The sequence below is a fragment of the Parvularcula mediterranea genome, assembly GCF_013085255.1.
GTDB classification, from domain to species: domain Bacteria; phylum Pseudomonadota; class Alphaproteobacteria; order Caulobacterales; family Parvularculaceae; genus Parvularcula; species Parvularcula mediterranea.
This window is the reverse complement of record NZ_JABFCX010000001.1, coordinates 105,069-120,770: the sequence shown is the minus strand read 5'-3', so window position 1 is coordinate 120,770 and position 15,702 is coordinate 105,069. Positions and strand designations below refer to the sequence as shown.

The 15,702-nt window shown below is 57.8% G+C and carries 10 protein-coding genes and 1 pseudogene; 5 read left to right on the top strand and 6 right to left on the bottom strand.

The features are described 5' to 3' along the window. Positions 1-296, top strand: a pseudogene (locus HK107_RS00495) (3-deoxy-8-phosphooctulonate synthase); the annotation flags it as partial. Positions 297-308: 12 nt separating this feature from the next. Here HK107_RS00495 and HK107_RS00490 read toward each other — a convergent pair. The 3 genes from HK107_RS00490 to wecB all read right to left on the bottom strand — a co-directional run bounded on the left by HK107_RS00490 (position 309) and on the right by wecB (position 3,138). Then, positions 309-1,064 carry an ABC transporter ATP-binding protein gene (locus HK107_RS00490; RefSeq protein WP_173195738.1) on the bottom strand — a complete coding sequence of 252 codons (756 nt, stop codon included), beginning with the start codon at positions 1,062-1,064 and terminating at the stop codon, positions 309-311. A 3-nt stretch (positions 1,065-1,067) separates the two neighbouring features. Further along, on the bottom strand, positions 1,068-1,895 hold the full coding sequence (locus tag HK107_RS00485) for an ABC transporter permease (protein ID WP_173195736.1): 828 nt from the start codon (positions 1,893-1,895) through the stop codon (positions 1,068-1,070). Positions 1,896-2,025: 130 nt separating this feature from the next. Further along, positions 2,026-3,138, bottom strand: a complete 1,113-nt coding sequence (wecB, locus tag HK107_RS00480) for a non-hydrolyzing UDP-N-acetylglucosamine 2-epimerase (RefSeq protein ID WP_173195734.1) — start codon at positions 3,136-3,138, stop codon at positions 2,026-2,028. Between the two features lie 70 nt (positions 3,139-3,208). Here wecB and HK107_RS00475 point away from each other — a divergent pair, with 70 nt between their 5' ends. Continuing rightward, positions 3,209-4,813, top strand: coding sequence for a hypothetical protein (locus tag HK107_RS00475; protein WP_173195732.1), 1,605 nt, complete (start codon positions 3,209-3,211; stop codon positions 4,811-4,813). Here the strand turns inward: HK107_RS00475 and HK107_RS00470 are convergent. Continuing rightward, positions 4,803-7,403 (bottom strand): glycosyltransferase family 2 protein, encoded by a 2,601-nt coding sequence (locus HK107_RS00470; protein ID WP_173195730.1) that lies wholly within the window; start codon positions 7,401-7,403, stop codon positions 4,803-4,805. The genes HK107_RS00475 and HK107_RS00470 overlap by 11 nt on opposite strands. Positions 7,404-7,708: 305 nt before the next feature. On the opposite strand from HK107_RS00470, the gene HK107_RS00465 reads away from it, so the two are divergent. Both HK107_RS00465 and HK107_RS00460 read left to right on the top strand, forming a co-directional pair. Further along, positions 7,709-10,063 carry an acyltransferase family protein gene (locus HK107_RS00465; protein ID WP_173195728.1) on the top strand — a complete coding sequence of 785 codons (2,355 nt, stop codon included), beginning with the start codon at positions 7,709-7,711 and terminating at the stop codon, positions 10,061-10,063. Between the two features lie 199 nt (positions 10,064-10,262). Next, the gene (locus HK107_RS00460) at positions 10,263-11,606 is read left to right on the top strand and encodes a nucleotide sugar dehydrogenase (RefSeq protein WP_173195726.1); all 1,344 of its coding nucleotides are present in this window, start codon (positions 10,263-10,265) and stop codon (positions 11,604-11,606) included. Positions 11,607-11,618: 12 nt separating this feature from the next. On the opposite strand, the gene HK107_RS00455 is transcribed toward HK107_RS00460, so the two are convergent. Continuing rightward, a complete protein-coding gene (locus HK107_RS00455; protein ID WP_173195724.1) occupies positions 11,619-13,094 on the bottom strand; it encodes a glycosyltransferase in 1,476 nt (491 codons plus the stop codon). 184 nt (positions 13,095-13,278) lie between these two features. On the opposite strand from HK107_RS00455, the gene HK107_RS00450 reads away from it, so the two are divergent. Next, on the top strand, positions 13,279-14,406 hold the full coding sequence (locus HK107_RS00450; RefSeq protein ID WP_173195722.1) for a glycosyltransferase: 1,128 nt from the start codon (positions 13,279-13,281) through the stop codon (positions 14,404-14,406). Here the strand turns inward: HK107_RS00450 and HK107_RS00445 are convergent. Further along, the gene (locus tag HK107_RS00445) at positions 14,403-15,563 is read right to left on the bottom strand and encodes a DegT/DnrJ/EryC1/StrS family aminotransferase (protein WP_173195720.1); all 1,161 of its coding nucleotides are present in this window, start codon (positions 15,561-15,563) and stop codon (positions 14,403-14,405) included. The two genes, HK107_RS00450 and HK107_RS00445, sit on opposite strands and share 4 nt — an antisense overlap. Between the last annotated feature and the right edge of the window lie 139 nt (positions 15,564-15,702).

Below are 15,702 nucleotides of genomic sequence, written 5' to 3'. Positions count from 1 at the left end.
TGGCCGAGGAGACGGGCGCGCCCGTGATCTTCGATGCGACCCACTCAGCCCAGCAACCAGGCGGGCAGGGCGGAAGCTCAGGCGGCCAGCGCGAGATGGTCCCAACCCTTGCACGGGCGGCCGTCGCTGTCGGCGTGGCGGGCGTCTTCGCAGAGACGCATCCCGACCCCGACAACGCCCCATCGGACGGACCGAACATGATCCGCCTCCATCATCTTGAACGCTTCCTCAGTGAGCTGAAGGACCTCGACGCGCTCGCGAAAAGCCGGGGAAGCCTCTACGGGTTTTCGGAATAGCTGAGGGATATCTCAGCGCAGAGGGTCGTCTTCGTCGGCATATGCGTTGAGAACTGCATCTGGGTCGCTCAGCATACGGATGCGTCCTTTTTCGAGCCAAAGAGCCTTGTTGCAGTTCTGCCGGATCAGTTCGGGTGAGTGCGATGCGAGAACCAGGATTGATGCGCTGTCGACGAAGCTCCGCATGCGTTTAGTCGTCTTCTTCCGGAACGTTTGATCGCCAGTACCCAGCCATTCGTCGAGGGCAAGAATGTCAGGGTCGAAGGCCGTGGCGATCGCAAAACTCAGCCGCATACGCATTCCTGCTGAGTAGGTCTCCACAGGAAGATCTAAAAAGCCTTCAAGTTCTGAGAATGCAGCAATCTCGTCGCGTTTCTCTTCGATCTGTTTTCGGCTCGCGCCGCATGCGAGACCCTTGAGCGTGATATTCTGATGTCCGGTAGCCTGCGATTGCACCCCGAGATTGAGGTTGATGAGGTTGTTGATCCTGCCTTCAGAGCGAACGGACCCGCGATCTGGAGGGATCAGGCCTGCAATGACCCGGAGAAGGGTTGTCTTCCCCGATCCGTTGTTGCCAACGATGCCCAGTCTATCACCGCTCTTCAGAGCAAGACTGACGTCGGAGAGTGCCGCCACACCTTTCAGCCGACCTAGCCTGTCCCGGACGAGACGGGCATCTGCGGTTCCACCATCAGGCGAGCTCCCCCCTGCGCTTCGTTGAGCCAACGGATAAGTCAGGCTGACATCTTCGAGGGATATGCTCGGCACAGTCTAAACCCAGAACGGTAAGCGACGACGCATGGCGCCGCCGACCAGCACCGCGACGATCGAAATGCAGACCAACCAGCTTAGGCTTAAACCCCAATGGTAAGCTGACGGGCTAACTCCCAGCAGAGGGTCGCGCAGGATCGCAATGAAATGAGTCATCGGATTAAAGTCCGCGAGATCTCGGCGGATGCCAGTCGTCTCAGCGTACACCCACAGCACGGGCGATGTAAAAAAGAAGATTCGCGAGATGGCTTGTACGAGGTGTCCGACATCTCGCCACCGCGCTGCCAGAAGGCCAAGAAGGAACTGAAGCGGTACAGCCGTCAGCGTAAAGAGCAGAAGAGCAGGGATGGCAAACAGCGCGTTGCCATTTGGCCGCCATCCGAAAAACGGCAGAATCAGCAAAGCGATGAAGAGGTGGATAAAAAAAGGAAAAAGCGCCCTGCTGACGCCTTTGTATACGTACACTGAATAAGGAAGGTTCGAGCTTTTGACCCATCCAGCAGCTCGCGCAAAGACGTGGCAGCCATCAACCACATTTGCGATCAAAAACTGGTAAGCTGCAAAACCGATGGCAACGTAACTAACGAATGCACCTGAGTCTAACTCTGCGAAAGCTCCGAAGAAGATGGAGATCGCAGCTACGAAGAGTATGAACGAAAGGCCGATCCAAGCCAGGCCAAAGACAGACCGTCGATAACGGTTCTGAATCTCGTCCCAGGCGAATGTACCCCAAATCTCCAGTTTTCCAGCCCCATCGACGATATCTGCAATCATCCGTTGGATATCCGAGCGGTCTTTTCTTGGGAGTCGGTCTGAGGCGCTGCCCATGATCAAGATCCTTTCGTCCGCATAGAGAATGATACGGCGTGCTCCGAGCTTCTTCCAACTCCGCCGCCAGGCTGCCAAGCTGATATCGGAGAAGCCAGCGCAGACTCAATGAAACTGCGAAAAAGGGCTATCAAATCGTCACCTTCAGAAATCGCCCCAACGCATCAACGCAACGTTCTGAAGTTTGCCCATCCCAAAGCGGTAGATCGCTCTTCACCGCGTTTGGCTGCTGGAGTGTCGCTTGGATAAGTTCAGAGAGCGTTTGCGGTGTTGCGAGCCGGTTCGTCCCGTGGGAAATGGTGCACGGTCGCTCTGTGTTCTCCCTCACCGTCAAACACGGTATGTTCAGGTAGGATGTCTCCTCTTGCAAGCCACCCGAGTCGGTGATCACAAGCCTGGCTAGCGACATGAGGTTGATGAAATCGTCGTAGGGCTGATTTTCTGTAAGCCGAATGCCTGACGCTTTGAGTGCGTCCAGCCTCCCGATTCGATTGAGCGCCTGCGCAGTTCTTGGATGAAGTGGAAATAGAACTGTCATCCTTTTCGCCAATTTCTCAAGCGCATCACAGATCATATTCAAGCGAATATCATCTTCAGTGTTCGATGGCCTGTGGATTGTCACGAGGGCGAATTCGTCGTGAATGGCTAAGGATTTCCGGATCCCTTTTTGTATGTCGTTGTCGAGTGTGGCGACAAGGCTGTCGATCATGATGTTCCCAACAAACTCGACCTGCTCCGCTGGAGCGCCCTCCGCTTCGAGGTGGCGAAGGCTGTCCTCGCACGTTGCCAGCAGAAGGTCAGAAATTGAATCAATGGCGAGGCGGTTGATCTCTTCTGGCATACTCCGGTCAAAGCTGCGCAATCCGGCCTCGAGGTGGGCGAGGGGAACTTGGAGACGCTTTGTCGCGATTGCCGCGGCAAGCGAAGTATCAACATCACCCGGGACCAATATCAAGCTTGGGCTTGCGGTGGATGCGTAGCGGAAAAAGCCTTCGACCATCGCGCCGAAGCGTGTTCCGAAATCGCCGTCCGGAAGCTCAATCACGGTGCCTGTCGACTCGACCCCGAGCTGAGCAAACAGGTCTTTCCCCATGTTGCGCGAGTAGTGTTGTTCGATGAAGACGATTTCAGGGTCGCACCACGAAGTCTGCTGGAGGGCGCGGTAAAGCGGTGCGATCTTCATGACGTTGGGCCTGGCCCCTGCAACAAGAATGATGCGCTTTGTCGAGGATTGGTCAGTCATAGGAACGCAGTGCCACTCCCGATCAACGGGAGCAAGGACAGACAGAGCTTCGAGTAGGTAGAAGAACTAAGTGATTTCAAAATTGAAGCGCCTCTTTCGAGAGCCTGGATATCTGTTGGCTCACCATCTCATTCGGAGAGGTTATCATGCCGCAGCGCTCGCCTGGCTGAAGGCGCTGTCCAAAAACGGGCTCCCGATCGGCCCCGGTGCGGCGGAACTAATGCGGTCGCTTTGGGCGCGGGAGAATCGTGCAGGGCTGCATGAATGGATTTCAGAGGTCGAAGCGATCGATGCCGTGCTGGCTCGGGAGTACCGAGTTCGTCTCAACGCACATCTGAAGCCTCAAGACGATCACCTCGACGATGCAATCGATGTCGCAAACGAAATGCGGGGCCCCTTGGCTGACCTGCGCCAGTTGGAGATGGCGACCTTAGCTCTCGATGGCGCTTTGAGGTGGCACTCGTTGGAGAAGGCCCGGTCAGTCCTCGAGCAATTCCCCGCGCTGGGGGCGATCAATAGCGCTGCGTCAGCGACTATAGCAGCTGCCTATTGCGGTGCCATTCTTCGCGAGGAAGGTCCTGATACATGTCTGGACGCTATTCATCGCTTTACGGATGATGCTGTCGAGGATCATTCCCAGACCTTTGCCATCCGCGTTACGGAGACGGCACATGCGGCAAGAATTGCAAAAGGTGAGCCCCCAAGCGCTCTGGCGCCCTACGAGCGCTTCATCCAACACGTCACTAGTCGCGACCAGCTCCAACTCGCGGAAGCCTGGCGTGACCTCTGCGATGCCGGGTTTGACACACAGTTCCTTGTGCGGACGGATAAGGATCAAGCAGTCCTACTGATTGATCGTCTGAAGGAGGCCGCCCGTGCTAGCATTCCCTTTCTCGCGCTTCGACTCGGGGACGGCGAGGGATACGGCTGCCCTCCGCTAGATGGACACCCCGCCTTCGTGAGCAGCGACAAACGCATTGATAACTATTTGGAAGCCGACCTTCTCCACAGAGAAATGTCTTGGTGGGGACTACCCCTTGATCAATCGCAACGGGACACATTCATCCACCGTTTCCAAAGCTCTATTCTAGATGCTGATATCATCGGCGTGCCGAATATATATAGGCTCTGTCGCGATGGATCCCCCTCTTTCCCTGTTTTTGATCGACACTCTGGGCGCGGCCTCGCGCGCGTCATGGGGTTCATACTGTCTCTGGCTCGAAGCGGCGCACTCGATGAAGCAACGTTTACGGATGAACGCTTCAATCACTTGCTCGGCCGGTCAGAGATGCTTGAGGTGGCATCCGCTGCAGAGTCTGTAGTTGTCGTTTCGCCCTATACAGACGAAAAGATTAGAATGGCGCTGGGGCCTGTTGCAACGAAGCTGTCCACGCTTTTGATACCGCCCCACGTCCGAGTCAGATCTGCGGTGGGTTCGACAGATAGCCTCCCTCAAAGCTTCGATGGTCTTGCGGCAGAAGTCGAGGCAGTCGCCAAGCCAGGGACGCTCGTCCTGCTCGCCGCGGGATTTCTCGCTAAAGACCTCGGAGCTCGTGCCAAGCGCAGGGGCGCGTGCGCTCTCGATTTGGGATCATCGCTGGATAGGCTCATGGGTGTCCGGGCGCGATCGCTGGCAGATGTCGCGAGTCCGCAGCGTTCAAAGACTAGCCCCTAGCTGTCAGTTCTCCATCTTGGAGGTCTGACGCAACCTCCAAGTTAACCTCAACGTCATCTCTTGTCACCCGCATGGCATCAGGTGCAGGGAATGGGCGCACTTCTTGCGGAAATGGCATGAACGGCCTGCTCGTCGGCAGTCCCTTGTGCCAATCCGTGTAGTTGTTGCGATAATCCTGTCTTACGTTTGACACGCCAGTGACCTTACTCACTCCGTGGTCAGCATGGTTGGTGAGGCTGGTCGGCTCATCAAGGCAGATCATGCTGATCGTTGGTAGGCGCACCAATTGGCGACCTAGAACCATCTCCACGCGCGTGATCATCTCGCTGTCTGCACCGAAGCGAACGCTGTCCCAGAAGCCGAGCCGATCTCGCAGCAGGGCTTTGGGCAGAAGGCATGAGATTGAGGCGATCCTCATGGCGCCGTCCCTCGAGAATGACCCATACTTGCCAAGGTGATCGAAGCTTCCGTCTGCCAGTACCCTGATCATGTAGGACAGGACCGCCGTCGCATCGTTGCCAGCGAGAAGGAATTCCATCTGGTCTGCGAGCCGCTCCGGAAACGACCAGTCGTCAGCATCTTGTCCAGTGACAAACTCGCCTTGCGCGAGGGTCAGGCCGATGTTCTTAGATACGTACGGCCCTACGTTGCGCTCATTTCGCAAGCCAACGACCCTGGGGTCTTCCGCCTTTAGGCGCTCGATGGCCGCCCAAGTTGCGTCAGGGCTGCAATCATCGATGATGATCAGCTCCAGATTTCGCCAGCTCTGATTAAGAATTGAACGCGCTGCATGCTCGATAGTTTTCTCGGCCTTGAAGGCCGGCATAATGACCGAAACCAGAGGGCCGTCGTGAACAGGCGTTGGCGAGTGCAGGCTGCGGATCCGCGAGAAAAGGCTCGTCTCGCCGTCCAACACGGTGATGTCTGACGCTGCGCGGCTTCTAAGATATGCGTTTACGGATGATGCCCATTGTTCTGTATCGTGACGATATTTTGTCGCTCGCAACAGATTGATTGCCGGGACCTGAATTGGGCTGGCATGAGTTTCCGCGAACTCGATCGCCGCGTCGATCCCCTGATCTGCGATCATGTTTCGCGCCTCGAACAAGATGGCGCTTCGCTCGAGCTTCTTTGCCTTTCCTTTCCTCGAGGTTCCGTGGGCGGCGGCGTTCGCGTCGTTGGCACTCTGCGCTGCCAATGCAGCTTTAAGCTTCGGCTTCCCCTTGCGATATTCCTGCAGTGCACGGATTAAAGCGAAGGGAAGCACAGGAAGACGGGTCACTGAGCTGTTAGCAGCTATGGCGCGACCAAGCCGGAAGCCGAGTGTCCGCTGCTGGATGTAGGAATTCGCCCTCATCTCTAGGAGCTCTGCGTTGAGGCTGGCTTGGCTCTCCCTCAGTTGTCGGATTGACTTATTGGCGCTTTTGAGAGTTTGCGCCAACGAGCGGCTGTCTTCATCCTGCAGAATGAGGTCTTTTCGCACGGACGCAATCGCTTGGGCCTGTCGTTGGATAGTCAGCTCCGCCTTCTGAAGCTTCGCGGTCCAATCCGCCTTTTCCTCTGCACGCGTTGCTTCTCGCTGAGCTTCTGATTCCTGATACTCCTTCAGGGCCTCCTGATGAGCATCAAGTTGAGCGGAGTATTCCTCCACAGTCTGCTCGAGGCGCGATTCCAGCTCGCTTCTTGCAGATTCAACGGCTGCTTCATGATCGGAAATGAGCCTTACAGATTCCTCTTCGAGACGTCGTTCCAATTCGATGCGCCTGCTTTCGCCCTCAGCCAGCGACGTTTTTAACTCGCCGCGGAGTTGCTTGAGCTCTTCATCACGCGCTCGGATTTTTTCATTTCGCTCTTTGACTTTTTCAAGGAGTTGCTGACGATCAGTTCGGAGATCGTCCACAGAGCCGTTCAAGCGTTCAATCTGATCGACTGCCGAACCTAGCTCTGCGTTTGCGTCGCGCAAGCTATCGCGCAATGAATCAGCTTGCCTCAGGATACGATTTTCAAAAAGCTTCCGTACACGCTCCGAGTCTGTTTGACCGTAAGATTCGCTCTCCCCGTCTTCGTCGGGAGTTGAGGCATCATCAGCGCTCGAATTATGCCGTTGGTCGAAGGTCGCCAACGCGGCGTCAAGATCCCCGTCCGCTCCGATCTGCCCCCAGAAGTCTGCGAAGGCTCCTTTTGGCTCCCCGATGTCGAGCGTGATGGTGTTCGGGCGACGTGCGAGGAAAGCCGTGATGTTTGAGGTGACGGTGTCGACGTAGTCCCGGCAGATTTCTAGTGTCGGCGTGTCGCTCCCCAAGATCCCGCGCATGAGAATACCCTGAGCGTACGTGTAGGGAATATTCCCGAGGTTGGCCCAGCGTTCGTCGTAGCTGAGAGCCACCAGTTCCCGAGCCCTCGTCAGATGAACGTAAAGAGCATCATCGCCGTAACTCTTTTCGAGGCGCCCCAGGAACCAGGCAAGCCGATTGTCGACTTCAATATGATGCTCAGGATAGTTCAGCCGCTCGACGCCAAGTTGCCGTGATCTCGTCTCGTGACCTACCGTCCAGTTTTGAATCTGCTCACATGCCCTGGCGAAGGTCATGGAACCGCTGCGTCCAGTGCAGAGAACGAAGACGTTCCGGAATCGAGGGTTCGGGGTGGGCATGACAAGTTCCTTTGCGAAGGAGCTTTTCCCTTCGGTTTCCGAAGGCGGTTAGACTAATTCAAGCTCGGCCATCAACCTTTCGAGGCCGCCTCACTCTCGGCAAACTTCGTTGCTCGGAGAGTGACATGGGCGGAGACGGTAGATATGGATGCGGTGGTCGGGCATCGACAGGAGCCGGAACAGAAATAGCCAGGCCCCGCTTCGGTCTTGCTTGACGACATCCACTCATGAGAGCGAGTGAAATGAAAGAGTATCGAGCAGATATTGACGGGCTTCGTGCGATCGCCGTTCTCCTCGTCGTGGCCGCACACGTAGACCTTGCATTGCTCAAGGGTGGGTTCGTCGGTGTCGACGTCTTCTTCGTCATCAGCGGGTTTCTGATTACCCGCCTGCTGATCAGTGAACACCGTGAAACCGGCAGGGTAGATTTTCGCACTTTCTATTGGCGGCGCCTTCGGCGCCTCACCCCGGCTGTGGTCGCCGCAACGTTTTTAACACTGCTTGGGGGCTTTTTGCTCCTCTCTCAGGACGCCTATAGCGAGCTAGTTGGTTCTGCGATATCGGCCGTTTTGAGCGTGTCGAATGTATTCTTCTGGATTAATGTCGACTATTTCGACACTGGTGCGCTCACTAAGCCTTTGCTGCACACCTGGTCTCTTGGTGTTGAGGAGCAGTTCTACCTTTTCTGGCCACTGATGGTTGTTCTGTCTCTCAGGTGGATAAGAAAACCGCTGGCTGCTATCGCGTCGTTTGCATTACTCTCCTTCGCCCTGAATTGGGTCTTTTTCGAGACGGACTGGATCGTCTCGATAACGCCAGCCACCGGTTGGCTTTCTCAAGCTCGCGATGCCGAAGCGTCTGCTTTCTATCTCTTTCCCTTTCGGGTGTTTGAATTCGCAATAGGCGGGTTCATCGCTGCGGCGGGAACCGGCTCCATCATTCGTCTTGGCCGTTATGCAGCCTCGGTTATCTCGTTGATTGGCCTGGGCGTCATTTTCGGGGCTTCGGTGCTGTTCGATGCCGATACTATTTTTCCGTATGCAAATGCGCTGGTGCCTGCGTTGGGGACCGCGGCCCTCATTGTCGGCGGAAGCGTTGCCAACCCAGTCGCCGGAATACTCTCATCGTCCGCTTTGAGATTTATCGGCAGGATCAGCTACTCCGTGTACCTTGTACATTGGCCCCTGGTTGTCTTTTGGAAATTGGCCACGGGCCCGGAGCTGTCCTCGATTGAGCAGGCGATGCTGGCCGGAGCAGCGATCGTTTGCGGATACGGCCTGTATCTGTCTGTCGAGAAGCCTTTCCGCTATGCGGGGTTCCTGACCGGGCCGGTGGTTGATCGGCAGGCTTTTCTTCAACGGGCCACCCTGCCTGCCGCTGTCCTCTTGGTAGTGGTGATGGCTTTTGGGACCTCACAGATCTCTCGGATTCCGACAAGCCGGCTGGTCCTTTCTGACGAGGTTCTCCGTCAGTATGAGTCCTCGTTCTGTGGTGCTGCAATCGAAGGTTTCCCGCAGGAGCTTTTCACTTGCCAAGTCGATCGGCAAGCTGAACAAACGCTCATCGTGTGGGGCGATAGTCACGCTCGCCATCTTGTCGCTGGTCTGAGTACGGCCTTTCCTAGGGCCAACATTGCCGTCGCATATCTGACGGGGTGCATGCCCCAAAGCGGCTTGAGCGATTTTGTCTGGGAGTATTCACGTGCGGACAAGTCAGAAGCTTGCGTAGAGCGTAATCGTGCGTTCATTCAGTGGGCTGAAAATGAGGCGCCGCGCGGTAATCCTGTCCTTGTGACCAATGCGAAGAGGTTGACCCCTCGGTCAATGGCAGAGTTGACCGAACCCATCCTGGATCAGCTCGCAGCTTCCGGCTTGAAGCCGTTTTTCCTTGAGGACTTCATTCGCCCAGAAGCGGAGCTTGGGCGCTGTCGATCAGTTCCGTCCTTCATCCTGAGCGATGAGCAACTCTCTGAAGTCTGCCAGCCTCGGCTTCAGGCCGTGGAAAAGGAACTGGCTTACAACGAGGAGCTTAGGCAACTGATCGCCCGCTATCTTCCTGTCCACGATGCCCAGTGCGCGGGACGCGTATGCTCATTCGTAACCAGCGAAGGATACCTGACGCACCGTGATACTCATCACCTCTCACCCGCAGGGTCGGCCCACTTTCTGACCAGGCTCGTCGCGAGTGAGGAATGGCAGAGTAGGCTTGTGGGCCCTTTCGACCTCGTTGCGAATTCACAGAACACGCTGGTCGACTACAGCGCCATGTCGGATCAGCAGATGGTTGTCGTTGACGGCGAAATGATCTGCCCAGCTTTGTCACCGACGTCGCCTGCTGTGACTTACAACCAACCAACGGTTCTCGGTCCTGAAAACGTCGGTGAGTATGAAAGCGGTGCTGTGGCGCAGGACGAGGGTAATTTTGACCAATGGACCCTCACCGTTCGCGGAGATGCCGCGGAACTTCGAGGCCAATACCGCAGAGGAGGTGTGGTCAAACCCATCGAGCTCACTGGCTCGGTTGCAGGGAATCGGCTTCTTCTAACAGGGAGACGCGGACCCAGAGAATGCACTTATGAAGGACTGCTTCTGGGCTGAGTCTGTCGGCGTGCGAGGTATCTAAAGCTTTATCGTATCAGGAGGATAGGGGCCTGACCTCTGATTCAGCCCAGCGTCGCTCTGGTGGGCAAGTTTGTTGAAGAGCAAAGTGCTCGCGGGTGGACAAACGCGTGGTTGCGCTGCAATGGCGACAGAAGATTCAACGCGCTTTTGGCGCCCAAACTACCGTGAGTTTAGAATGTCCCTAGAGCGCATTGCGGATGATTTTGTCACCCGGGCGGAAGCCAAAGATCTGACTGTCGGCGTGATCGGTCTTGGATATGTTGGTCTTCCGTTGTCGGAGGGTTTTGTTCGCAACGGACATCGTGTGCTGGGTTTTGATGTGGATGAGGCGAAGTGCGACGCGATCCGCGAAGGGCGTCCTTACTTCAAGCATATCGGTGCTGAGCGTATGGAGGCGATCCGTGACACCGGGTTCATGGAAGCTACGACGGATTTTGCGCGCCTTTCTGAGGTCGACGCTGTCTTAATCTGTGTACCGACCCCGTTGAATCTCTATCGGGAGCCGGATCTTAGCTTCGTGACGCGCACCTGTGAGACGATTGCCGAGCATCTTCGCCCCGGTCAGCTCGTGGTTCTGGAAAGCACGACCTACCCCGGGACGACCGAGGAGGTCATGGCCCCCATTCTGGAGCGGAGCGGTCTCAAGGCTGGCGTTGATTTCGCGATGGCCTACTCTCCTGAGCGTGAGGACCCAGGCAACCAGCATTTTGAGACGACGACCATCCCGAAAGTGGTTGGTGCGCCTTCGGAAGCTGAGCGCAAGATGGCGGTGGCGCTTTACTCGGGCATCATCTCCGAGGTGGTGCCGGTCAGCTCAGCGGCCACCGCGGAGGCCGTGAAGCTCACCGAGAATATCTTCCGTTCCGTGAACATCGCGCTGGTGAACGAACTCAAGGTCGTGTTTCAGGATATGGGGATCGATGTTTGGGAAGTCATTGACGCGGCTAAGACGAAGCCCTTCGGCTTCATGCCGTTCTATCCAGGCCCCGGGCTTGGCGGCCACTGCATTCCAATCGATCCATTCTACCTGACCTGGAAAGCACGGGAATTCGGACATTCGACAAGGTTCATCGAGCTCGCCGGTGAGATCAATACGCGGATGCCGGAGCACGTCATCGAACGGCTCGGGCGTGCCATGAATGATCATCTCGCAAAAGCGATCCGCTCGTCGAAGGTGCTTGTGATCGGCCTTGCTTACAAAAAGAACGTCGATGATACGCGGGAGAGCCCATCATTGGAGCTGATCGATCTGCTCATCGAGCGCGGCGCTGATGTGACTTACTATGACCCGTTCATTCCGGTCGTTCCGCTGACCCGAAAGCATGCGGAGATCGCTGGAATGGAGAGCGCTTCGTGGACGGAGGACAAACTGAAGCAATTTGATGTCGCTCTGATTGCTACAGACCATGATGGGATCGACTACAAGCCGCTGCTCTCCGCCGTGCCGCTGGTCGTGGATACCAGGAATGCGCTTCACACGTATGCGGACGAGTATGGCGACAAGATCGTAAAGGCTTGACGTTTGGCCTCGCTACAAGATGGTATCGTAGACGGATTGAATAGTGAGAGCCGATTGCTTCCACGTTCGATGCTCGTGTGCCCACGCCTGACCGCGCTGAGCGATGCGCAGACGCCTGTCTTTGTCCGAAAGCAGGACATCCATCGCCTGTGCTAGCGCTTCCGAATCAGAGGGGGGGACGGTCACGCCGCGGCCTTCGTCTGTGTGCGAAGAGAGAGCCGGGAGATCGGAGACGATCAGCGCGGCACCGGCTGCCATCGCCTCGACAGGCTTCAACGGTGCTACATACCGTGTAAGCGGGGTGTCCGGACGAATTATCGGAACGATGTCCGCGGCGGCCAGGATGGCGAAGGCTTCAGCTTGAGGAAGCATCCCTGTGCGGTGGAGTTTGACGCCGCTCTCGCGAGCCAACCGTTCAGCAGCGTCCCCGGCAGGCCCATCTCCGGCCAAGACCAGCTGTGACTTTGACTGCAATTTCGCCATCGCACGAACGACGTCTTCGAGGCCCTCGTACGCCGTGAGGCTTCCCGCGAACGCAACAATAGGCTCAGGACCGAGGGCGAACTTCTGTCGGACGGCCTGCGCATTCTCAAGGTCCTCGAACAGGGTAGGATCGATGCCGTTATGGACAATGGATACCTGGTCCGGGTCGCAGTTCCTCTCGGAAAGCCACGCGGCGAGGCCGTCTCCGTTGGCGAGAACTGCATCTGCCGCCGCAGCCACTTCGAGCTCGGCGTTCTCCTGGGCAGTGAAGCCAAGCGTGCCGCGGTAGGAAGGCCTGAGGGCGGCTCGTGTTTCATGCCATAACCCCCTTAGTTCGTAGACGAAGGGTATTCCTAACCTTCTCGCGGCGGAAAGGGTGGCAAAGCCCAGGGCGTGATTCGAAGCTGCGTGGAGAAGGCTAGCCTGCATCTCGATCGCCGCCTGCTCGATCTCATCAGCAAGATTTGCGGTGAACGCGGATAAATTGTTGGAAGAGGTCACGTCACGGCATTCCGCGATGCTCCCGTCGATCCTCAGTACTTCTCTGTCCAGAACACCATCACGACTGATCTCAGCAGTCGTTGTACCAAGGTCTCCAAGCGCCTGCCGAAGGGCCTGAGTTCGCCTGGTATAGCCTGAGCGGACGACACCGATGTGGGTATCGACGACCAATGCGGGCCGCATTCCAACAGATTGTTGCCGTCGCGCCTCCGGCAGATCGCGGGATTTCGCTATTGCTAGACGTGCTGCGTCTTCGAGCCTTCGTTGCTGATCCGTGGCCATGCCATCGGTGGGCGGGACCTTACCGGCCTCGGCAATTCTCGCGGCTTTTCGAGTGATAGAGATCGGGGTTTGCGGGTGGGCAGATCCGCTGCCGGGATCGATGGGAAGCCCAACGTAAATCGCTTCTTCGAATCTTCGGGCGGCTATCAGCCTACCGATGGCAAGGAGCTCCTGTGGAAGGGTAAGCCAGCGACGTGGGCGCGCCAGGGTCTCTATCAGCACGCTACCCAGTCTGTAGCGGAGACTCCCGCGGAGCGTAGATGCTTCTTTGACTGCTTGCCGCTCCAACTGTCGAGCATCCCGCAGGGCGGAGCGCAGAGCATATGTGCTCGCGGCCTCAGGTTCTGTCCGGTCTTGCTCAGTGGCCATCGTCACTCATCTCACGTAAGACCGGCTTGGTCTAGCGATGGCAAACATGCGCATTTTGATCTTTACGCGGCATTATCCTCCGCTGCTTTCGGGAGGAGCGAGGCGCCCTTTCCTGTTGGCACAGGGCCTGCGCGCGGCCGGCGCGGATGTGCGGATTGTTGCGCCTGCTTTGCCGGAAGGGGAGCCAGGTCTGGCATTGGGGCATCCCGTCCTGAAACCTACCGCCGCGTCGGAAACAGGACATGCAGCCCCGTCGCTGCGCGCTAGGATGCGTCTTGCGCTTCTTGTTCCGGACCCGGAGCTTCCTTGGGTTGTCAGGAACGCACGCAGAATTAAAGAGCACGCACGCAGCTATCGCCCAGATGTTGTCCTGACGACGAGCCCTCCCGAAAGCATTCATCTTGGTGGAGCGTGGCTCGCGGGCGCCCTTGACGTGCCCTGGGTTGCGGATGTGCGTGATCATTGGTTGCTTGCGCCGCTGATGGAAGAGCGCACCTTCTCCTTGCGTCGTCATGTCGAGGGTTTTCTTGCGCGTCGCCTTCTGCAGCGCGCCTCTCTCATTACCGCCGCAGAGAGGTCCATGCAGCGTGAGATGCGGGTCTACGCGCCGACGGTTCCCACGCTGCATCTGCCCCAGCCAGGCCCCGCTTTACTGAAAGCGACGCCGGTTCCTTCGGGGCGGGTGTTCCGCGTGCTTCATACCGGCGGCTTCACAACGTCCCACGCCGAGCGGGACATAGGCCCGGCGCTCGACCTTGTTGCAGAGGTCCGGGCCTCTGCGCCCCATGTGCACTTTTTGTTTCAGGGCGCCCTTACGTCCGAAGAGCGCGAACGAGCCTCACGAGTTGAAGGCTTGACGATCAAACCTCCGGTGAGCCTCGTTGAGAGTTGGGCAGAGCAACAGCAGGCGTCAGCGCTGCTCTTGGTCGCTGCTGACGGCGCAATCATGCCGCCGGGGAAGCTCAGCGAGTACCGGGCTGCCGGCAGGCCTATCGCGACCCTCGGCGGAAGTGGTTGGACCGCGCGCGAGGGCCTTGATGCTGATCCAGCGCAAGCGCTCATTGGATGGGCAAACGGAACGCGCGAATTTCCGGAGGGTCTCGCGCCTCCTCCATCCGGAGCAGACGTCGCAAAGACTCTGCTTGAAGCGGTCGGTCGGCTCTAAACCGCAGCCTTCACGCCTTCGACGATCACGCCTTGGGTTTCCTCGTCGAGGTAGGGGTGCATGGGGAGGCTCATGACTGTGTGCTTCTTTTCTTCCGTGACCGGAAGGCCGTCGGGGGCGGTGGGGAAGCGGCGGTAGGGGGCCTGTTCGTGCATGGGGATCGGATAGTAGACGGCCGTCGGGATGCCTTGGGCGCCGAGTTTCTTTTGCACTTCGGCACGGTTCTCGACTTCGATCGTGTATTGAGCCCAGACTGATTGGTAGCCTTCCTTCACGAACGGGACTTGGGCGACCGAGCCTTCGAGGGCGCTGTTGTAGCTCCTCGCGACTTTCTCTCTCAGCGCGATCTCATCGGCGAAGATGGCGAGCTTTTCGAGGAGGATGGCGGCCTGCATCGTGTCGAGGCGGGAGTTCATGCCGATCCGTGGGTTCAGGTACTTTGCTTCGTGGCCTGAATAGTTGGCGGCATCCATGTCGGCCTGGCTGGCCTTGCCGTGGACGCGGAGACTGTCGAGGAGGTCCCACATCTCCTGGTCATTGGTCTGGATCGCGCCGCCATCGCCGTAGCAGCCGAGCGGTTTGGCAGGGAAGAAGCTGGTGGTGACGACATCGGCCCACTCGATCGGGTGCTTGCCGTCGATGGTGCAACCGAAGCCTTGGGCGCTATCCGAGATGAGCTTCAGGCCATGCTTGTCGCAGAGGGCCTTGATCGCGGGATAGTTCGCAGGCTGACCGAAAAGGTCGACAGCGATCACGGCTTTGGGGCGCAGCTCGCCGTTCTTGATCGTGTCTTCAATGGCGGCCTCAAGCGAGACGGGGTCCATGTTGTAGGTGTCAGGCTCGATGTCGACGAAGACCGGGCTGGCGCCGAGCCACGGGACGACTTCCGCCGTCGCGGTGAAGGTGAAGCTGGGGCAGAAGACGGCATCGCCGGGCCTGAGGCCCCAGGCCATCAGCGGCAGGGCCAGGGCATCGGTGCCATTGCCGCAGCCGCAGGAGAGCCTGGCGCCGGAGAAGGCCGACATCTTCTCTTCGAACTCGGTGACTTCAGGCCCCATGATGAAGCGGCCATGCTCAAGAACGCGCGCAATGGCGGCGTCGACTTTATCCGAAATTCGCGCGCGCTGCGCCTGAAGGTCGATGAAGGCGATACCCATGGAACACTCCGAAACTAGGAGCTTGGCGCTAGGCCCGGGCGGCCGTGAAGTCCAGAAGGGGGAGCTTCACGAAGCGCCACCTTTCATTACGCCGGGGGCCACGCGCGGCGACTACCCATGGTCGCATTGCAGTGCGGCC